The 20,496-nt window shown below is 75.6% G+C and carries 12 protein-coding genes; 4 read left to right on the top strand and 8 right to left on the bottom strand.

Annotated features, from left to right (window positions below; all coding sequences use genetic code 11):
- The first annotated feature begins 206 nt into the window (after nucleotides 1-206).
- The 3 genes from ACZ60W_RS23850 to ACZ60W_RS23840 all read left to right on the top strand — a co-directional run bounded on the left by ACZ60W_RS23850 (nucleotide 207) and on the right by ACZ60W_RS23840 (nucleotide 3,442).
- The gene (locus tag ACZ60W_RS23850) at nucleotides 207-1,193 is read left to right on the top strand and encodes a Dyp-type peroxidase (protein ID WP_469757378.1); all 987 of its coding nucleotides are present in this window, start codon (nucleotides 207-209) and stop codon (nucleotides 1,191-1,193) included.
- Between the two features lie 5 nt (nucleotides 1,194-1,198).
- A complete protein-coding gene (locus ACZ60W_RS23845; RefSeq protein WP_469757377.1) occupies nucleotides 1,199-2,014 on the top strand; it encodes a family 1 encapsulin nanocompartment shell protein in 816 nt (271 codons plus the stop codon).
- 774 nt (nucleotides 2,015-2,788) lie between these two features.
- Nucleotides 2,789-3,442 carry a maltokinase N-terminal cap-like domain-containing protein gene (locus ACZ60W_RS23840; protein WP_469757376.1) on the top strand — a complete coding sequence of 218 codons (654 nt, stop codon included), beginning with the start codon at nucleotides 2,789-2,791 and terminating at the stop codon, nucleotides 3,440-3,442.
- On the opposite strand, the gene ACZ60W_RS23835 is transcribed toward ACZ60W_RS23840, so the two are convergent.
- The 3 genes from ACZ60W_RS23835 to ACZ60W_RS23825 all read right to left on the bottom strand — a co-directional run bounded on the left by ACZ60W_RS23835 (nucleotide 3,439) and on the right by ACZ60W_RS23825 (nucleotide 10,962).
- Nucleotides 3,439-4,518 (bottom strand): trypsin-like serine peptidase, encoded by a 1,080-nt coding sequence (locus tag ACZ60W_RS23835; protein WP_469757375.1) that lies wholly within the window; start codon nucleotides 4,516-4,518, stop codon nucleotides 3,439-3,441. The genes ACZ60W_RS23840 and ACZ60W_RS23835 overlap by 4 nt on opposite strands.
- A 6-nt stretch (nucleotides 4,519-4,524) precedes the next feature.
- Nucleotides 4,525-9,933, bottom strand: coding sequence for a trypsin-like peptidase domain-containing protein (locus tag ACZ60W_RS23830; protein ID WP_469757374.1), 5,409 nt, complete (start codon nucleotides 9,931-9,933; stop codon nucleotides 4,525-4,527).
- 132 nt (nucleotides 9,934-10,065) lie between these two features.
- Nucleotides 10,066-10,962: a DNA/RNA non-specific endonuclease gene (locus tag ACZ60W_RS23825; RefSeq protein WP_469757373.1), complete on the bottom strand. Its 897-nt coding sequence runs from the start codon at nucleotides 10,960-10,962 to the stop codon at nucleotides 10,066-10,068.
- Between the two features lie 104 nt (nucleotides 10,963-11,066).
- Between ACZ60W_RS23825 and ACZ60W_RS23820 the strand changes: the two genes are divergently transcribed.
- Nucleotides 11,067-11,870: a caspase family protein gene (locus tag ACZ60W_RS23820; protein WP_469757372.1), complete on the top strand. Its 804-nt coding sequence runs from the start codon at nucleotides 11,067-11,069 to the stop codon at nucleotides 11,868-11,870.
- A 61-nt stretch (nucleotides 11,871-11,931) separates the two neighbouring features.
- Here the strand turns inward: ACZ60W_RS23820 and ACZ60W_RS23815 are convergent, their stop codons facing one another.
- The 5 genes from ACZ60W_RS23815 to ACZ60W_RS23795 all read right to left on the bottom strand — a co-directional run bounded on the left by ACZ60W_RS23815 (nucleotide 11,932) and on the right by ACZ60W_RS23795 (nucleotide 20,476).
- A complete protein-coding gene (locus tag ACZ60W_RS23815; RefSeq protein WP_469757371.1) occupies nucleotides 11,932-14,802 on the bottom strand; it encodes a helix-turn-helix transcriptional regulator in 2,871 nt (956 codons plus the stop codon).
- A 225-nt stretch (nucleotides 14,803-15,027) separates the two neighbouring features.
- A complete protein-coding gene (locus tag ACZ60W_RS23810; RefSeq protein WP_469757393.1) occupies nucleotides 15,028-16,725 on the bottom strand; it encodes a S8 family serine peptidase in 1,698 nt (565 codons plus the stop codon).
- 725 nt (nucleotides 16,726-17,450) lie between these two features.
- Nucleotides 17,451-18,317 carry a GNAT family N-acetyltransferase gene (locus ACZ60W_RS23805; RefSeq protein WP_469757370.1) on the bottom strand — a complete coding sequence of 289 codons (867 nt, stop codon included), beginning with the start codon at nucleotides 18,315-18,317 and terminating at the stop codon, nucleotides 17,451-17,453.
- A gap of 243 nt (nucleotides 18,318-18,560) precedes the next feature.
- A complete protein-coding gene (locus tag ACZ60W_RS23800) occupies nucleotides 18,561-19,460 on the bottom strand; it encodes a diacylglycerol kinase catalytic domain-containing protein (RefSeq protein ID WP_469757369.1) in 900 nt (299 codons plus the stop codon).
- A complete protein-coding gene (locus tag ACZ60W_RS23795; protein ID WP_469757368.1) occupies nucleotides 19,457-20,476 on the bottom strand; it encodes an SPFH domain-containing protein in 1,020 nt (339 codons plus the stop codon). Before ACZ60W_RS23795 ends, ACZ60W_RS23800 begins: the two co-directional genes overlap by 4 nt.
- Between the last annotated feature and the right edge of the window lie 20 nt (nucleotides 20,477-20,496).

Below are 20,496 nucleotides of genomic sequence, written 5' to 3'. Positions count from 1 at the left end.
GCTGCCACCCGGCCTCGGGCCGCCCCCGGCCCTTCCCCGCTGCCGCCCGGCCCCGTGCCGGGCTCGCGCCGCCCACGGCCGGCGCACACCGCCCGAGCCGCCGTGCCGGGGCCGCCGGGCTGCGCGGAGGATCACCCGCACCTACGCTGACGCTGTCCGTTTCCTCCTCTTTCGCGGATTCCCGGTCCCCGTCCGACAGGAGCGTCGTGGTCGTACCGCAGCCCGTCGTGGCGCCGCCGTCGAGGGCGGCCGTCTTCCTCGTGGTCACCGTCAACCCCGGCGGCGAGACCGCCGTGCGGGACGTCCTCCGGGACCTGTCGGGACTCACCCGGTCCGTGGCCTTCCGGGCGCCGCACGACGACCTCACCTGCATCGCCGGGATCGGCTCCGAGGGGTGGGACCGGCTCGTCGGCGGCCCCCGCCCGCGCGACCTGCACCCCTTCGTGCCGCTGAACGGCCCGCGCCACCGCGCGCCCGCCACCCCCGGCGACCTCCTCCTCCACGTGCGTGCCCGCCGCATGGACCTCTGCTTCGAGCTCGCCCGGCAGATCGCGGAGGCCCTCGGCGGCGCGGTGACCGTCGTCGACGAGGTCCACGGCTTCACCTTCTTCGACCAGCGCGACCTGCTGGGATTCGTCGACGGCAGCGAGAACCCGACGGGCCGCACCGCCCTCGACGCGGTCCACATCGGCGACGAGGAGCCCGCCTTCCGGGGCGGCAGCTACGTCCTCGTGCAGAAGTACCTGCACGACATGGCCGCCTGGGACGCGCTCACCGTCGAGGAGCAGGCCGCCGTCATCGGACGGGACAAGGCGTCCAACATCGAGATGGCCGACGACGTCAAGCCCGCGAACTCGCACGTCGCCCTCAACACGATCGTCGACGACGACGGCGTCCAGCAGCAGATCGTGCGCGACAACATGCCCTTCGGACGGATCGGCGGCGGCGAGTTCGGCACGTACTTCATCGGCTACGCGCGGACGCCCGCCGTCACCGAACGCATGCTGCGCAACATGTTCCTCGGCGACCCGCCGGGCAACACCGACCGCATCCTGGACTTCTCCCGGGCCGTGACCGGCGGCCTCTTCTTCGTGCCGAGTGCCGACTTCCTCGACGACCTGCCCGACGCGCCGCCGGCCGCCGCCGCGGTCCCCGGGGACACCCTGGGCATCGGCGGACTGAAAGGAGCCTGAGCCCCATGACGACGCCCGACGTCACGAACAACCTGCACCGCGAACTCGCCCCGATCACGCCCGCAGCCTGGGCCGAGATCGAGGAGGAGGCCCGCCGCACCTTCCGGCGCCACGTCGCCGGCCGCCGTGTCGTCGACGTCCCCGACGCGGCGGGCCCGGAACTCGCCGCCGTCGGCACGGGGCACCTCACCGACATGGCCCCGCCCGCCCACGGGGTCACCGCGCGGCTGCGCGAGGTCAAGCCCCTCGTCGAGCTGCGGGTGCCGTTCAGCGTCGACCGGGCCGCCGTCGACGACGTCGAACGCGGCGCCAGGGACTCCGACTGGCAGCCCGTCAAGGACGCGGCCCGCACCATGGCCTTCGCCGAGGACCGGGCCATCTTCGACGGCTACGGCGCGGCCGGCGTCGACGGGCTGCGCGCCCGCAGCTCCAACCCGGTGGTGCGGCTGCCCGAGGAGCCCCGCGACTACCCGGACGCGGTCAGCCGCGCCCTCACCGCCCTCCGTCTCGCCGGAGTCGACGGACCCTACGCCCTGCTCCTGGGCGCGGACCCCTACCGGGCGGTCAGCGAGACCTCCGACCACGGCTACCCCGTCGCCGCGCACCTCGCCCGGATGCTCGACGGCTCCCCGATCTGGGCGCCGGCCCTCAGCGGCGGCTTCGTCCTGTCCACCCGCGGCGGCGACTTCGCACTGCGCCTCGGCCAGGACGTGGCGATCGGCTACACGGGGCACGACGAGAGCCGGGTCCACCTGTACGTCCAGGAGACGCTGACCTTCCTCACGTACACGGACGAGGCCGTGGTCGTCCTGGAGGCGTGAGCGGTGCCGAGCCGGCCCGCTTCGCCGGGCATCCTGGTGCCGGCCGGGGTCCCGGGCACGGGCGTCAGCCGAGGGAGACCACGACCGCCGTCGTGCCCTGCACATCGGGGAGCTCCCCGACGCCCAGGACCCGGCGCTGGTCACGGCGGACAGCCCCCTCGGCCGGTCGCTGCTCGGGCACCGCGCCGGTGACACCGTGACGTACGAGACGCCCGGCGGCCCGTCCGCGAACCGCACGGTCACGGAGCTGCCGACGCCCACGGCGTCCGTACGGGGAGGCCGCGCCACGGCGCCCTCCCGCAGCCGTCCGTCGATCTCGGCGATGCGCGCGTCGAGCCGGTCGAGCTCCGTGGCGCGCTGCAACTCGTCCGCCTGGTCGGCCTCGTCGCCCACCTCGTCGTCCGACCCGCCCAGGGTGGCCGCCACGGCGTCCCGTTCGGTGCGCAGATCGCCGAGCTGCCGCTGGAGCGCTTTCCGGGCCGCGGCGCTGAGGGGTTCGGGTCCACCGGTCATGGCTGCTCCCGTTCTGCGGCGGCACGGCCGGCGTGCCGGGATGAATAACACCAAAGAGGGCATTTCGACATTAGCAGCGGATCGCCGACCGGGGCGGCCGCGGCCGCGGCCACCGGGGGCACGAGGACGGCTCCCGCCCGCCGGCGCCCGCCCGCCCCCGTCCCCGCCACCAGGGCGGACCGCCCCGGCGGCGGGTCTGTTACGTTGCGCTCCCCGGGGGCCGCGCCCCCGTCAGGCCCGTCCGAGAGGAAGAAGCCCACGATGGCCGTCATCCACCACACGACGATGCAGCCCACCAAGCTGGAGCTGCTGGCCGCGTGGCTGCCCACCCGGTCCTGGTACACCGCCGCGGACGGCGGCCCGCGGCCGGCCAAGGCGGGCGGCTTCCGCATCGACGACCCCGAAGGTGAGGTCGGCATCGAGTTCATGGCGGTGGCCGACGGCGCCGGCGACGACGCGGCCGTCTACCTCGTCCCCCTGACCTACCGCGGGGCCCCGCTGGACGGCGCCGACCACGCCCTGATCGGCACCTCCGAGCACGGTGTCCTCGGCACCCGCTGGATCTACGACGGCGCCCACGACCCGGTCCTCGTCGGCCAGTTGGCCGCCCTCCTGGCCGGCCGCGCCGTCGCCCAGGACCAGTCCCTCACCGACACGCCCGACGCCACGGTCGCCGCCGCCCTCGCCCCGGACACCGACCTCGCCGGCGCCCGGCCGGTGCGCGTCACCGACGGACCCGACCGCACCGACGTGCTCGTCGCCCCCGGCACGACCCTGCGCCTGCACCGCGTCCTGCGCGCCGGCGAGGACACCGCCCCCGGCGCGGGCCGCCTCACCGCGGAGTGGCGCCGGCCGGACGGCTCCTCGGGCCGCGGCCCCTTCGCCGACGTCCTGACCGGCAAGGACATGCCCTAGACCCAGTTCACCTCCGCCTGGGCGAGCAGCGGGTCGTCGATCAGCTCCCACAGGGGGACCGCGACGTTGCCCGTGCGGTAGCGGCCGCCGAAGTGGAGGCCGAGCACCCGGTGGTCGGCGAGGTCGAACACGGGGGAGCCGCTGTTGCCGCCGAGCGTGGAGCAGTCGTGCTTCATGACCAGCCCGCCGGGGGTGAACTCGGTGGCGACGCCCGGCTGCAGCCGCTTGACGTTGTAGACGTCCATGAAGATCCGGCGCATCGACTCCGGCTCGTTGCGCCGGCCGTCCCAGGCCGGGTAGCCCACCACGTACACCGGGCGCCCCGGCAGGCTCGCCGGAGCGTCCGCGGCGACCGCCAGGGGCGTGGGCAGCGGTCCGTCGGCGGACGGCTCGATCCGGAGCAGCGCCATGTCGACGTCGGGGTGGACGCCGACGACCTCGACGATCTCGTACGGGGCCGCGGCCGCGGCCGGCACGCCGTCGACGGGCAGCTCCTCGGCCGGGTCCACGCGCGCCGACATGCCGTACTCGAAGCTCCAGAGGCCGCGGTCGGAGGCGAACCGCGCGAACTCGGACGCCACGTGACGGTTGGTCATCACCGTGCGCGGGCCCACCAGGAACGCCGTGCCGACCCAGTCGAGCCGCGGGTGTCCGGTGACCTCGACGCGTCCCACCCGCAGCAGGGACTCGCGGATCGCCGGCCGCTGCGCGTCGAGCACCGCCCACTCGTCCCGCTGCGGGGCGAAGTCCTGGCGCTGGACCAGGATCGCGGGCCGGCCCTCCAGGAGGACGATCGCCTCCACGCCGAACGACTCGTCCCCGTCGAGCTCGTCCGCGCGGTGCGCCGCCAGCTTCTCCAGGCCGCTGACCCCCGCCTCCAGGACGCGGGCCCGCTCCTCGCGGGCGAAGCGGGAGATCTCCAGGGCGGGCGCCACCTCCGCGGGGAGTTCGGGGGCGGACTCGGCGATCTCGGCCTCCAGGTCCGCGCGGACGCGTTCCGCGACCCGGCGCAGATCGCCGAAGACCCGCTCGGCCGCGGTCGCGACCGGCGAGGTGTTCCGTGGCACGTTCGGCATGATCCCTCACCTCGGCTTCCCGTCCGCGGCGGCCCCGGGAGCCGGCCGGCCCGCCTGGGCCGCCATGACCTCCTCGTACACCTCCGGCCGGACGTCCCGGAGGTGGGCCAGGATGCTGCTCATCTGCGTGCCGACGTTCACGAACCGGGTCTTCCCGCCCTGGAACTCCACCTCGTCGACCTTCTTCGTGCCGCGGTGGAGGCCGACCACCGTCCAGTCGTCGAGGCAGACCGGGGAGCCGGAGGAGCCGCCGCGGGTGTCGGTGAAGTACAGGATGTCGCGCTCGTCGGCCCGGTAGACGAGGTTGTTGCGCAGCGCGACCCGCTTCGGCAGGCCGCCGGGGTGCTGGATGATGTTGACCGGCACCCGCTGCCGTTCGCCGACCAGCAGCGGCCGGGTGGAGATCCGCAGCGTCGGCCGGGGCTCCTGCCCGGGGGCGAGCCGCACGATCGCGTAGTCGAGGGCCGCGTCCCAGGCGGCGAGCTCGCCGGCCGTCGCCTCCGGCGAGGCCGCCGCGTTCTCCACGAAGTCGAACCGGGAGCGCGACATCAGGGCCTGGAGGCGCAGGTCCTCGTCGCTCACGTAGGGGCGTACGCCCGCCTCCCACGAACGGGCCATCACCACGTGATGGTTGGTGATCAGCAGCCCCGGGGCGAGCATCCAGCCGGTGCCGCCGTGCGGGTACGAGGGGAGGAGCGGCGCCCCCGACTCGTACGGGGGGATCCGCAGCAGCGCGACGGACGCGCCGGCCCGGATGCCGCCGTGCAGGAACTCGTACGGCACCGTGTCGTCCTGGAGGACGATCTCCTCCTTCATCTCGCCGGGCATCAGCTCCGCCGGGAGCTCCGCCTCCCCGGTGATCTCGCGCGCCACGGCGTCCAGGGCGCCCTGGAGCACGGCACGCGGACCCCGGTCGTGGACGTGCTCGATCGCGTTGTGCAGCCAGATCTCCAGCGGGACCAGGCCGTCGAGCAGCCGCTCGACCTGGTTCATCGCGTTCAGGTCCGCGTGCGCCTGCTCCCGCGGGTCGTCGAGCGGCTCCAGGGTGGCCGTGAAGTACCGGGGGATGCCCTTGAGCAGCGCGGTCCGCAGCGCGCGGTCCGCGAGTCCCGCCTCCATGGCCGCGTTGCGGACCCGGACCAGTTCCTCCTGCGGAAGGAACGGCACCTTGCGCAGGGCCGCCCCCGCGGCGTTCGGCGGCGGGCGCGTCCACAGTCCGGCGCCGCCTTGCCGGGCGCGCGCCCCGCCCCGTACGGCCGATTCCGCCGCGTCCGGCGCGCGGCCGTCCGGTCCGGTGCCGTGCGGGCCGGCGTCCATCGCGGAGGCGACCCCGAGCAGCAGGTCCCCGCTGGTGTCACGGAGCGTCAGCGCCTGCCGTGCGACGCCGTCCAGGGTGCCGCGCCGCCGCGCCTCCCGCAGGTCGCGTTCGATCCGGGCGAGGTCCGGGCGGTCCGGCGCCTCCCGGAAGTCCGGATCCTCCGTGCCGGCCGAGCCCGCCGCCGACTCCAGGATGCGCGTCAGCGGCCCGCGCAGACCCGGCTCGTCGGTCAGGGTGGCGTCGATCCAGCGGGCGAGCTCGGTGACGACGGCCTCCTCGTCCGCCGGCAGCCCCACGAGCCGCAGGGTGTGTTCGAGGAGCCGCGGGTCGGCCCGGCAGGCCGTGGCCGCCGCCGTGCGGGCCAGCGACGGCTGCCGGGCCAGGTCCGCGTCCGGCATCCCGCGCAGCGTCCGGGCGAGCCGCTCCTCCGCGGGGGAGGAGTCGGTGTCCGCCAGGGCCGCGAGCCGGGACCGGGCGACCAGGACGCCCAGGGACTCGTACCGCAGCCCGAGCCCCGCCGCCAGTTCCTCGGCTTCCTCCAGGTCGCGGTCCGCCGCCGCGAACTCCCCGGAGTCCTGCGCGAGCCGCGCCGACAGCTGGAGCAGTTCGAGCTGGGTCTCCGCGCAGCCCGCCTCCTCCGCCCGGTCCACGGCCCGTTCGGCGCCCGCCCGCGCCTCCTCCGTGCGGCCGGACCGGGCGAGGGTCTCGGCGAGCAGCGCGTGCAGCCTGCTGCACGGCGTCCAGGGACGCCGCTCCGCGAGCCGCTGCGCCGCCGCGTCCACGTACCCCTGGGTGAGCAGGTCCTCCACCTCGCGCGCGGCGATCCGCTCCCAGTCCTCCTGGTCGGCCTCTGCCATGATCGCGTCGGGCACGTGGCCGCCGATCAGCCCGAGCAGGAACGCGGCCGAGCGGTGCGCCATCTCCCGGTGCGTCGTGCCGCCCAGGTACGGGGCCACGCCCGGCTCCCAGCGTGCCTCCACCGTCCGGGGGTTCTCGCCCAGCCGCAGCCGGTGGTAGATCTCCTCGGCGCGCTCCCGGGCCCCCTCGCGGGCGGCGTGGTAGGCGACGGCCCGGCGGTCCACGGCTCGCATCAGATCGGTCCGCGCCCGGTCCGAGAGCCGCAGCATGATCGCCCGCAGGTCGGCCCGGTGCCGGATGGCCCCCGGCCCGGCCGGCTCCATCAGGTCCACCCGCGCGGTCAGCAGCCCGTAGAGCCGGCGGGCCTCGCCCGGCGAGTCCACCCGGAGCCCCGCGGGCCCGGCCAGGACCTCGCGGACGAGGTCGGGGGTGATGGACCGGAGCGCCAGGCCCGCCTGGACCAGGGCGCGGACGTCGTCCTCGGCGATGTGGTTCAGGAGCCGGTCGTACAGTGTGCCCTGGATCAGCATCTGGTCGACCTGGCGGTCGAAGTAGCGGCGCCGGGAGGGCAGTCCGCGCAGCAGCTCGCCGAGCGACGCCGAGTCCGTGCCGAGCGCCACCGCCGTACGGGCCGCCAGGCGCAGGCTCAGCGGGTGGCCGCCGATCCGGTCGGCGAGGTCCTCGGCGAGGGGCTGGTCGTCCACCCCGGAGGACATCAGGAGGTCCACCGACGCCCGCTGGTCGAGCTCGGTGAGCTCCATCGTGCGCGGGTCGAGGATGCGGGCGGGGTGGTCGATGGGCGCGCGCCCGGAGACGATGAACCGCAGGCGCGAGTAGCCGGCCCGCAGCGCGGTCCAGATCGCCCACATCCGGCCGATGACGGGGGAGCCCCGGTACTGGGCCTCCTCGAAGGAGTCGACGACGACGAGCAGGGGCGGCGCCGTCCCGCCGGGCGGCGGCCGGACGGCCTCGGCGACCAGCGAGGCGGCCCGGTGGGCGAGTTCCTGCTCCCGGGCGCTGGCCCGGGCGTGGAAGTCGGCGGAGTGGTCGCGGCCCATCGTGGCCCGGGTGCCGGCCAGCTGGTACAGCTCGTCGAGTTCGTCGCGCTCGCCGCGCTGCACGGCCGCGGTCCGCTCGCACTCGTCCGCCAGCGCGTCGAAGTCGGCGCGGAAGGCGGGGTGGAGGACGCCGAGCTGACGGGCCACCTCCGCGATCACGGTGGCGGGTTCGTGGATGGAGAGCGTCGGCCGCGCGAAGTCGACGAAGGCGAAGGGGAATCCGTCGGGGGAGGCGGCCAGTGCCTCCGCGAGGAACCTGGCCAGCAGCGTGCTCTTGCCGATGCCGCCCACGCCGTGCAGCAGGACGGGAGGCTCGGCCGGTTCCTCGGGGAGGGCGAGGTAGGCGTGCAGCGCGTCGAGTTCTGCCGTGCGGCCGTGGAAGGTGCCCCGGACCAGCCGGTGCATCGGCTGGAGCAGCCGGGCCTTCTCCAGCCGGTGCTGGACGTCGTCGACGGCGGGCAGGCCCGTGACGCCCGGCACGCGGCTGAGCCAGAGGACGGCCTGGAGGGTGTCGGACAGAACCTCCACCGGGTCCCGTGACGGGGCGGCGGAGCCGTCGGCGGCGTCCCGCGGCGGCGGTCCGGCCCCGGGGAACGGCAGTGGGGGCTCCGCCGCGGCGAGGGCGCCGGACGCGGGAGGCCCGGCCGGGGCGCCGGGGGCGGTGAGCAGCGCGAGCGCGGCGCGCTCGGGACCCGGCCCCTCGGGCCGCAGGCCGATGTTGGCCCGCAGGACGCGCACGGCGGCGTCCGGCCCCGCCAGGCCCGCGAGCGTCGCGTCGCGGACCTCGGGCTTCAGTGTCCACACCGTGGCGACCTCGCCGCCGGGGCACGGCAGCCCGGCGCAGTCGTCGACGAGTTCGAGGACGGCCCGACCGGTGGGCCGCTCCTCGCCCGGCAGGCGCAGCAGCGCGGGGTCGAACTCCTGGAGCAGGCAGGCGGCCTCGCGGTAGGACCGGCGCAGGTCGGGCAGGGCGGCGGAGGGGGCTGCGAGGCCGGTGCGCAGGGCGTCCCGCAGGTGCGGACCCGCCTCCCCGGGGCCCTCCGCGGGGGACGGCGGCAGGGCCCGGCGGAGCCGTACGACGTCCTCCACGGCCGTGCACACCCGCCGCATGTGACTGTCGCCGTCCCCGGCCGCGTCGACCGCCCGCAGGACCTCGGCCACGGCGGTCTCCGTCAGTTCGCCGACGGTCCCCTCCCGGCCGGGCGGGAGCGTGTCGGCGAAGAACTCGGCGAAGAACTCGCGGAGGTCGTCCGCGTCCACCGGACGGGTGGTGTCGCGGCACTCGTTCTTCCGCACCTCGTAGGGGAGCTGGCGCATCGTCGTCGCGTAGCCGAGCAGGACGAGGCGCGGCACGGTCTCCGCCCGCACCGGGGTGTGCTCGTACACGGCGCGGGCGAGGACGCCGATGCAGTCCCACACGTCCGACTGCGGGTCGAGCCGGTCGCAGTCGTCGAGGACCAGCCAGAACCGGTCCTCGGCGGCCGTGGCGCGGGCGACGATCCGGTGCGCGGCGTCCTCGAGACGGGGCAGCGGATCGTTGAGCCGCGTCGGGTCCGCCAGGACGGCGTCGGCTCCGGGTACCGAGACGAAGGCCGCGAGCCGCTCCAGGAGGCGCGCGGCCGTGGAGGTGCGGGAGAGCGTCACGCGCACCGGCCGGAAGCCGCAGTGCTGGCCGAGGTGGCGGATGAACTCGTACGTGTACGACCGCCCGCTGTCCGGCGGGCCGTCGACCACGAGCACCGTCTGCTCCGGGTCGGCGACGAAGTCCCTCAGTTTCGAGCGGAGTTCGCGCCGGTCGAGGAAGACCGAGGTGCCGTGCCTCAGCAGCCGGCTGTCGAAGGGGTCCCGCGGCGAGCGCCGCAGCCGTTCGTCCTCCCGCAGCCGGGTGAGGAGGCTGCGGGCCTCCGAGCCCTGCTCGAAGGCGTGCGGATGGTCGATGGCCGCCAGCGCGTCGAGGCCCGCGAGGACGGCGAGCAGCCGGCGCTGGTGGGCGATGTCCCGCCGGGCGGCGTCGACGAGCAGCAGGGCGTTCCGGCCGGCGTCCGGGGTGAGCGGCAGGTCCTCGACGAAGTCGGCCGGCAGACCCGCGCGCAGCAGTCGTTCCCGCGGCTCGGCGGTGTCGAGGAGATGGTCCCGCACCCAGCCGGCGACGAGGCCCCACTCCGTCTCGGTGAGCGGCATACCGCACCTGCCCGGCGCTCTTCGCGCAGCGCCGGACGCTCCGACGCCGGAGGTACCTCCATCGTTCCACCGGGCCTCGGGCGTCGCAATCGCGGTCCCGGACGCCCGCGGCCGGCCGCCGGAACCCGCGGCTCAGGGGTGCAGCACGATGTCGTCGTACGACTCCAGGCGCCGCCAGCGCTCCTCGGGCCCGCGCGCCGCCGGCATCACGTCCACGTCCGGCAGCGGCCCGAACTCCAGCTCGGTGAGCTCCGCGACGTCCGAGACCGGCACCTGGTACGTCCGGAACGGTCCGAGCGGGGGCGGCGCTCCGGGCGTCGCCCCCGCGAGGGCCCGCTCCGCGTCCCGGCTGAGGTCCGGACTCTGGTCGAGGACGTACGCGGCGGCGGCCAGCGCCCCGTCCTGGAGGAAAGCGGCCACCTTCCAGAACCGCATCGGCACCTGGAGCCCCCGGTAGGGCGGGTCGGAGTCGTGGAGGACCGGGCCGGTGAGGACCGTCAGCTTCCGGTCGTAGAGGGCGGCGTGGTCGAGGAGGTGGTTCTCCAGCCCCTGCCAGAGCTGCTTGCCCTGGTTGAAGACGTCCGCCTGCGGAGCGGCGTTGGTGAAGTGGAAGGTGTCGTCGTTCGCGCGGACCGCGACCGCCGGCGTCCCCCAGACCGGGTCGAGCCGGCGGACCAGGTGGCCGCGGTCGAGGCTGTTGTTCCGGTAGACGTCGTCGCCGGCCTGCTGCTCCTCGGGCAGCCGGGGGTCGAACCGCCAGTCGTCGCCGCGGGGCACGTCCTCCAGGAGCTCCCGCCCCTCGATGCACACGGCGGTCGACGCCGCGAGCCGCCGGTCGGGCCGGAAGACGACGGTGAAGTGCGTGTACGGCAGCACCACCGTCGCGACCGCCTCGCGCACCGGGACCGGAAGCGGGACCTCGGGGCCGAGGAAGGACGCGTCGTAGCCGGTGCGGTCGGCGAGCGCGTCGGCGCGGGGCCGCCCGCCGGGTCCGGCGGCCGGAGGGGGCGAAGGGACCGAAGGGTTCATAGGATGTACGTACCGCGTGGAGAGGGTCGTGCTCGGCGCCGGACCACAGGCCACTCGATCAGACGCCCCCGGCATCCCCTCCGCTCCCCTCCAGGAGGCACCCCATGGCCACCGGACTCTCCCTGCACGTCGGACTCAACCGGGTCGACCCCGCCCGCTACGAAGGCTGGGACGGCACCCTCGTCGCCTGCGAGAACGACGCCCGCGACATGGAGGCGCTCGCCCGCACCGCCGGATTCACGACCACCACCCTGCTCACCCCCGACGGCACGGTCGCGCACGTCACCTCCGCGCTCCGCGACGCCGCCGCCCGGCTCGACCCGGGCGACATCCTGTTCCTCACCTACTCCGGACACGGAGGCCAGGTCGCCGACGGCTCCGACGCCGACGACGAACCGGACGCCCTCGACGAGACCCTCGTCCTCTACGACCGCCAGTTCCTCGACGACGAGGTCCACCAGGCGTTCCGCGCCTTCGCCGACGGCGTGCGCATCGTCGCCCTCTTCGACTGCTGCCACAGCGGCAGCGCCATCGAGGCGCCCGGAGCCGGCGACGACCGGGGCCGCTACCTGCCCGAACCGACGCGACGGCAGCTCGACGACCGCGACCGGGAGTTCTTCGCCGACCTCCGCCGCTCGCTCGCCGCGGCCGCGCCCGCCGACCGCAAGGGCCCCGACGCCCTCCTCGTGTCGGCCTGCCAGGACGACCAGGTCGCCTCCGACGGCGACGTCAACGGAGCCTTCACCGAAGCCCTGCTCCGGACCTGGGACGACGGCGCCTTCCAGGGCGGCTACCGCGACCTCCACCGCGCGGTGCAGCACCGGCTGCCCCCGACCCAGCGCCCCCACCTCTACCTGACCGGCGCGCCCGACGAGAGCTTCCTCGACCAGCGGCCCTTCACGATCTGACGGCCCGCCCGCACCCGGCCCGACCCCACCCGATCGCGGCGGCGGGACGTGCCGCGGAGGGTCACGGCCGCAGCGCCGTCGCCAGCTGCGCGCGGGAGCGGACGTCGAGCTTCTGGTAGATCCGGGTCAGCCGCGCCTCGACCGTCTTCACGCTCAGGTACAGCTTCGCCGCCGCCTCCTGGTTGCTGGCGCCCTGGCAGACCAGCCGCGCGAGGCGCAACTCGCCCTCCGTGAGCGAGGAGAGCGCCGGCAGCGCCTCCTCGACGCCCCCGCCCGCCCCCGGACCCTCACCCGCCGGGGTCTCGCCCGCCAGCGCCAGCCACGGCGCCGCGCCCGCCCGCTCGAAGACCGAAGCCGCCGCCTGCAGCGCGCTCTGCGCCGCCGAACGACGCCGACGACGGCGCTCGACCCGGGCCAGCGCGATCAGCGCCCGGCCGCTCTCCAGCGGCAGCCCGGCCCGCCCGAACCGGTCGGCGGTACGGGTCAGCAGCTCCGCCGCCTCGTCGGTGCGCCCCTCCGCCGCCAGGCACAGGGCGTGCGCCCGGTCGCAGCCCAGCAGCACCGTGGAACGCCCCAGACGCTCCGCCACGGGCCGCACCTCCGCGAGCAGCGCCAGGGCCTCGTCCGCCGCGTCGTGGGCCAGCAGCGCCTCGGCCAGCTCCTCATGCCACCGCAGCATCGACGGGTCGACGGTCGACTGGGCGCGCTCGTCGGCCTGGACGCGCCGCAGCGTCTCCAGGGCGGCGGCCACGTCCCCGTTGATGAGCTGGACCCGGCCGAGCGCGTACCGGCTGCGGGAGAGGAAGACCCGGTCGCCCTCCTCCTCCGACGCCTGCACGCTGCGGCGCGCGTAGCTGGCGGCCCGCGCGAAGCTGCCGCCCGCCGTCTCCGCGAGCGCGAGGGCGTACCACGCGGGGCCGGGGGAGAGCCCGGCCTCCAGGGTCAGGGCGAGCGACTGGCCCGCGTGCGCGAGGGCGGCGGCGCACGGCCCTATCCGCGACTCGATCTCGGCCAGCGTGCGGAACAGCTCGATGGCGTCCTCGACCGACCCGCGGCGCTGCACCAGCGGCAGCAGGGCGCCCAGTTCGTCGCGCGCCTCCACCAGACGGTCGTCGAAGAGCGCGTGGCGGATCGTCAGGATCTGCGCGGCGTTGCGGATGCCCAGCGGGCGCTCGGCCAGCTCCAGCGAGCGCGCCTGCGCCAGCACGGCCTCCGCGTCCGGAGAACCGAGGGCCCGCTCCATCCGGGCCTGCACGGTCAGGGCCTGCGCCGCCGTGCGGGGGTCGCCCATCGACGCGGCCAGCGCGGCCGACTCGACCGCGGCCGTCCGGGACCGCAGCGGGTCGCCGTCCGCCAGGACGTACTTGACGGCGAGCCGCAGCTGCACCGCGGCCCGCAGCGCGGTGTCCCCCTCGGAGTCCTCCATGGCGTGGACGTACATCTCGTCGAGCCCGGTCAGTCCCTGCCCGGCCGTGTCGAGCACGGCGAGCCGCGCCCTGACCCGGTCGGAGGGGACCGCGTCGCGGGCGAGCAGGTCGGTGGCGGCCCGCATGGCCAGATCGGCGCGGGCGGCGCGGGCGGCCTCCTCGGCGGCGTCCACCAGGCGGGCGATCCGTTTCCCGCCGTGCCGTCCGGGCGTCGACTCGGCCGCGAGCAGGGCGAGTTCGGCCGCGAGGGCGCTGTTCCCGCGCCGCCGGGCCAGGTCCGCCGCCTCCGCGACCTCCGCGGCGAGCTCCTCGTCCGGGCAGTCGGTGGCCAGCGCGCGGTGGCGCACCGCCTCCACGGGGTCGTCCACCACCCCGGCCAGCGCCGCGTGCCCGGCGCTCCGCTCCGCCCAGCAGGCGTCGTGCACCAGGGTCGAGGGCAGCAGTCCCGCGGTGAACGTCACCGACCCGTCCTCGGCCAGCGAGACGAGACCGGCCCGCTCGGCCGCCGCGAGGTCCGCCTCCGCGTTGGGCCGCCCGGCCCGCCGCACCAGGGTCGCCGAGGGGCGCAGCGCCAGCGCGGCCAGCAGCAGCGTCTCGCGGACGGCCGCCGGCGCGGCGCCGAGGAGCTGCCGGGCGAGGTCGCGGGCGCGGCCGGACAGGGTCAGGGCCTCCGCGTGGTGCACCGGGGTCCGCGCGTCGGCGAGGGAGCGTCCCACGGCGAGCGCGAGCCGCGGGTTGCCGCCGCTCGCCCGGTGGATGCGCCCGGCCATCCGGGAGGGCAGCCGGTGGTGGATGAGGAGTTCGGCGATCTCGTCGGCGGCCAGCGGGGGCACGAGCAGGACGTCGGCCTCGGACGGCACCCACAGGTGCGTGGCGTGCGGGTCCTCCGGGCGGTGCGGCTCCCGGTAGGGCTCGTGGACCTCCCCGTAGGGCTCCGGCGTCTCCACCGACACCACGCGCAGCGCGGGCGGCGCCAGGTGCAGGGCGAAGCGCAGCAGGTCCGCGCTGTCCGCGTCGACGTGCTGCACCCCGTCGACGACGAGGAGGACGGGGCCGTTGCAGGTGAGGGCGCGCAGGATGCGGGCGATACCGAGGCGCAGCGCGATCGGGTCCCAGCCGCCGGCGTCGATCGGCGCTTCGCGGCACAGCATGGCGACGGCGGTGCGCTGGGGGCCGGGGAGTTCGTCGAAGACCCCGGAGGCGAGGATGCCGGAGACCGGCGCGCCGGGCGAGGGCACCCCGACGCTCACGGTGGCCGCGACCGAGGCGACGAGTGCGGCGGCCGCGGCGCCCGGGATGTCGCGGTCGGAGGGGAGCGGGGCCAGCCAGAGCACGGTCTCGCCGCGGGCCTCGGCGCGGGCCGCCTCGGCGAGGGCGATCTCGGTCTTGCCGACGCCGGCGGGCCCGGTGAGCAGGGCGCGGCCGCGGGCGTGGAGGGCCCGTTCCACCCGGGAGAGGAGTTCCTCGCGCCCCACCGGGGCAGCGCGGTGCGGTGCTGTCGTCACTGTCCACCACCTCCGGCCCTCGGGTCCCGGCCCACGAGCCCCGTGCGCAGAGAATACGGAGCCCACCGGAGGAGTCCAGGCCCCTTGTCCGGCATACGGACAGCGAATCCTTTCGGACCCGTCCCCCGACACGCCAGGACGCGCCCGTGGTGTAGACCACGGACGCGTCGCTGACCAGCAAGGATGCTGATGTGGGGGGTGGTTCAGTGGGGTGTCACCGAGGGATCAGAAGGTGAGGCTCCACGAGTCGATGTAGCCGGTGTCACCCGTGGCCACATCGCGGACCTGGAGCTTCCAGGTGCCGTTGGCGAGCTCGCTCGACGCGTCGACCGTGTACGTCGCGAGGACGTTGTCGGCGCTGTCCGAGGAGGAGGACGCCTTCAGGTTGCGCACGGTGCCGTCGGGGGCGACCAGGTCGACGACCAGGTCCCCGCGCCAGGTGTGCTTGATGTCCACGCCGACCTTGAGGGCGGCGGGGGCGTTGCCGGTGCGGCCGGTCACGGCGATCGAGGACGACACGGTGGTGTTGTCGGAGATCGTCACGTCCGTCGCGTTGGTGAAGACGTTGCCGGACGGCGGGGTGGTGCCGAGGACGGCGTCCACGGACTTCGCCGTGTCGGCGATGCCGGTGCCGCAGCCGCCGGTGCAGGTGCCGGGCAGCGGACGGGCGTTGGTCTTGATCGCGGACTCGATCTCGGCCGGCGTGAGGCTGCTCTTCGCCGACTTCAGAAGCGCGGCCAGACCGGCGATGTGCGGCGCGGCCATCGAGGTGCCCTGGTACGGCTTGTAGTTCTCGGCCGACTGGGTCGTCGTGCCCGAGTTCAGCGTGGAGTAGATGCCGTTCTCGGGGGTGGTGACGGTGCCGGGCGTGTCGGTGGCGCGACGGGTCTCGCCGCCGGGGGCGGCCACGTCCACGATGGTGCCGTAGTTCGAGTAGTACGACCGGTTGCCCTCACGGCTGGTCGACGCCACGGTGATGACGTTCGAGCAGTTCGCGGGAGTGAAGCCGGAGGCGTTCGCGTTGCTGTTGCCCGCGGCGACGACGACGGTGGTGCCGCGCGAGACGGCGCCGTTGATCGCGGTCTGGTAGACGCTCGGGCAGGTGGCGCTGGCGCCGCCCAGGCTCAGGTTGATGACCTTGGCCGGGTTCGCGTTGGCCGGGACGCCCGCGACGGTGCCGCCGGAGGCCCAGGTGATGGCGTCGGCGATGTCCGAGGACGAGCCGCCGCACTTGCCGAGCACGCGCACGGGCTGGATCTTCGCGTTGTACGCGATGCCCGCGATGCCCTTGGTGTTGTTGGTGACGGCGCCGATGGTGCCGGCCACGTGGGTGCCGTGCCAGGAGGAGTTGGACGCCTTGGAGCCGGTGCCGCACTCGCCGTCGGTGGCGTTCCAGTCGCCCTCGTCCTTCGGGTCCGCGTCGCGGCCGTTGCCGTCGCGGGCGTCGGCGGAGGTCGAGATGAAGTCGTAGCCGGAGACGATGTTGCCCGCCACGTCCGAGTGGGCGGCGTAGCCGGTGTCGATCACGGCGACGGTGACGCCGGTGCCGGTCGTCTTGTCCCAGGCCGCGGGGACGTTCATGCCGCCGGTGGCCTCGAAGAGGTCCCACTGCTTGGCGTAGTCGGTGTCGTTCGGGGTGACCGCCATCGCGTAGGCGCGGATGTCGGGCTCGACCGTGGCGACGGAGGGGTCGGCGCGGAAGGCGTCCATGACCTCCGCCACGTCCTGCTGGGTGGCGCTGTCGCCCAGGTCGACCAGGGCGCCGCCGCCGGAGAGGCGGCGCTCGAAGGAGAGCTTCTCGCCCGTCTTCGCGGCCTTCTCGGCCGTGTCGCTCTTGGCGGCGGTGTTCGAACCGGCCTCGGCGGCCTGGCTCTTGTAGGTCACGATGACCTTCTCGACGGGGGCGCTGGGCAGCGCGCGCATCGTCTGCGAAGCCGGAGCCGGCTTCGGGGTGGCAGCGCCCGGGGCGGCGGCGATCGCCCCGGTGGTGGCAGCGGCGCCGAGGATCGCGGCGCTCGCGACCACGGATATGACTCTCCGCCTGGAACCGTTCAAGGTGTGGCCCTTTCGAGTACGACGTAACTGCGGAGCAGTGGCGGCGGCGCGGGAGACACGGGGCGAAGTGGGGTCGCGTCCGACGTTCCCTGGGCTTGGGGGGCCCGTGCGCCGCCACCGGCGCGACGGCCCGGGTCAAGGCCGTCACCGGCGGACATCACCCTCCGCATGCACCTGTCAGGGTGCGCTGGGGGGATGATATCTGCCGGTGCGGAGGACAGTAGGGAACGGGGGGGTTAACCCGATACGGGGAAAACCCTTGTCACCCCTCACCGGGCTGCGGGGGTGCGGCGAGGGGACGCGGAGCAGGGGCGCCACGAGGGGCGCGCGGCCCGCCGGAGGCCGGGCGAGAAGGCCCGTCGCGAGCCGCCCCGGCGGATGATGTCCTCCGCGGAGGCGCACGTCGGACGCCGTGCGCGGTGGTCCGGGAACCGGGCGCGAGGCCGGAACTCCCCACGGGCGAGCGGCGGATGACCCCGCCGTCGAATCGCCTGCAATCGGCCCATCCGGTACGCAACCCTCACTCGGGCGGACATGGCCGACGAGAGGGGAGGAAAGGGGGGCGTGCGCGTCGGCGCCACGCCCCCGGTCGCTCAGCCCAGTTCGAGGGTGGTGACACCGAAGACCCGCTCCGGCGCCACCGGCCGCACCGGCCCCGTGTACATCCGGGCCGTCTCGAAGGTCGGCTCCAGACCGCGCTCCCGCGCGATGCGGGCGGCCGCCGGATTCGCCTCGGGCATGTCCACCGCGATCCGGTCGGAGCCGAAGGCGCGGGCCGCCGCCGCGAGGGCGTCGAGCAGGGCGGCGGCGTCGGCCGGGGTGTCCGCGAACAGCGGCCCCACGCGCGCCTCGTCCTCGGCGGGACGGACCACGCCGTAACCGGTGAGCCGCCCGTCGACGACCCGCACGAGGGCGCGGTGGCCGGGAGTGGTCAGCCAGGCGGAGAGGAAGCGCGGACGTCCGGCGTGATGACAGGCCGCGTCGTAGGCGGCCAGCGCGGCCGGGTCGGCCTGATCGGCCGCCACCACACCCGTCACCGGCGCCTCGGGGACCGGCACCGCCCCGACGTAGCGCGCCGTCCGGTACGCCGGCGCGAACCCGGACCGGCGGTAGTTGTCCTGCTGCGCCGGCACGCCGTCGAGTCCCACCGACCGCGCCCCCGCGTGCGCCAGCGCCGCCCGCCAGGTCGCCAGCCCGTGGCCGAGCCCCCGGAACTCGGGCCGTACGAGATAGAAGCCGAGGAACGCGTACGCCTCGTCGTAGTTCACCACCGAGATGGCGGAGACCGGCTCCCCGTCGACCCGCCCCAGGAAGAAGCCGCCCGGGTCCTGCGCGAAGAACGCCGGCGCGTCCGCCAGACCGGGGTTCCACCCCTCCTCGGCCGCCCAGCCCCGCACGAGGTCCCATTCCCTCAGCGTGGCGGGGGCGACGGAGAGCGAACCGGGGGAGGCGGAGGTCATGGGGTTCCTTCAGCTGCCCGGAGCGGAGCGGCCGGTGCGAACCGGGCGGAGCGCGCCGAGCATAACGCCGCCCCGGACCGTCCCCGCCGCACGCCGATCGATTTCGGCCGGGCCGGCGCCGGTGCGCCCCCGACCACCCGGGGCGGGGTCTCCCGGCAGGGGAAGGGTTCCGACGGCACCACGCCGCGGGGGACCCCGGACCGTGCCCGCCGGGAGGACTGCCGGCGCCGCGGCGGGGCGTGGTCAGCCGACCAGGCGCAGGCGGGGACCGGCGACCGTGAGGGTGACCGTCTGACCCCAGGTCAGGTGCAGGGCGTCGGACTCGACGCCGTCGCCGAAGGCGACCAGGCGGTCGGACTCGACGGTGAGGCGCAGCCCCTGGCCGGCGGCGAGGAGGCCCTCGACGCGGCTGGTGCCGGTGGTGGGGGACGGCCACGCCTCGCGGACGAACCAGGCGAGGCGGGCGTCCGAGGGGCCCGGCAGCGCGAGGGCGCTGGAGCGCTGCTCCCACAGGGACCGGAGCCAGCCGGTGGCCCCCGTGCCGGTGCCGACGAGGACGCCCGAGGAGGCCTGCGCCTCGGCGGGGAGGCCGGTGCCGTCGAGCCCGAGGGTGTAGCGGGCGGTCTGGTGGCCGGGCGGACCGACGTAGATCTCGTTGAGGGCGAGGAGCCGCTGCGCGTCGTCGGTGACGGCCTCGACCATCGTCAGCTCGTCGACGGCAGCCCCGGCCCCCGCCGCGTGCGGCAGCAGCCGGCGCGCCTGGGCCGCGCGGTGGCGCACCAGGACGCCCGGGTTGCGCCCGGGATCGGCGTCGATGCCGACGACGGGCTGCCCGGTCAGGTACTTGGCCGCGTTGGCGACCAGGCCGTCCTGCCCGACCACGACGACCACGTCCTCGGGGCCGAAGAGGAACCGGTCCAGGTCGGCGCGTTCCACCCGGGTCTGCCGCCAGGCCAGCGGCACCGCGCCCGCGACCTCGGCGAGCGCCCGCCGGGCGCGCTCGTGCCGCTCCCGCACCGCCTCGACCGAACGGCCGCGCGCGGAGAGGAAGAACGCGGCCTGGCCGTGCGTGCCGTGGCGGGCGAGCAGCTCCTCGTACTCCGTGGTGCGGTGCACGAGCACCGCGCGCGGCGCGAGGCTCACGAACCGGCTCCGGGGCCCGTCCCGCCTTCGCCGAGCCGGGCGAGGAGACCCGTCAGGACGTCGGGGGAGAGCGTCAGGTGCTCGATGCGGGGGAGGTTCTCCGCCGCCCGCTGCACGGCGAGGGCGTGGAGCGTGGCGGGGGCCGCTTCGCCGTGCGCCCGCAGCCACGCGGTCTGCGCCGTGGCGCGAGCCTCGCCGACCTCGCGCGCCGCCTCCGCCTCGGCCCGGGCGAGCCGGACCTTCCGGGCGGCCTCGGCCTCGGCCCGTACGGCGTCGGCGGCGGCGTTCTCCTCCGCCTCGCGACGGGCGTTGGTGCCGCGCTGCTCGACGAGCCGCTCCTCCTGCCGGGCGAGCTCGATCTTGCTGGCGAGCTCGTTCTCGGCGATGGCGCGTTCGCGTTCGACGGCGACCGCGCGGCGCTCGTAGGTGGCGCGGTCCGCCTCCTGCTGGATCTGTTCGCGGGCGGGGGTGCGCAGGGCCCGCTCGACCTCGGGCTCGGGGCGGATCGCCACCACCCGGACCGCGACGACCTCGATGCCGGTGGCGGGCAGCCGCGGTTCGGCCGCGAGCCCCTGCGTGATCCGGTCCCGCACCGCCGTCACGCCGTCGACCAGCGCCGCCGCCAGCGCGGTGCGGGCGAGGACGTCGAGGGCGTGCTGCTGGGCGGTCTCGGTGAGCAGCGTGGCGATCTGCTCCAGCGGCGTGCCCCGCCAGGCACCCGTGTCCGGGTCGATCGAGAAGTCGAGCCGCGCGGCCGCCGTCGCCGGGTCGCCGATCCGGTACGTCACGGTGGACTGGACGCTCACGTCCTGGAAGTCGGCGGTCCGGGCGTGGAACGCCATGGCCAGCTCCCGGTCGTTCACCGGGACCTCCGAGAGGGCGGCGGCGAGCGGCCGGAACCAGAAGCTCAGTCCCTCGCCGTCGTGGACCAGCTTGCCCCCGCGCTGGTGGCGGATGTGCGCGGTGGGCGCGGAGCGCAGATGCCGCCAGCCGGCCCGCCGGGTGATGTCAGCCATGGAACCCCCTTGTCGTCATC

This window comes from Streptomyces sp. NPDC104202, assembly GCF_055584185.1.
This window is presented reverse-complemented; position numbering and strand designations above follow the sequence as displayed.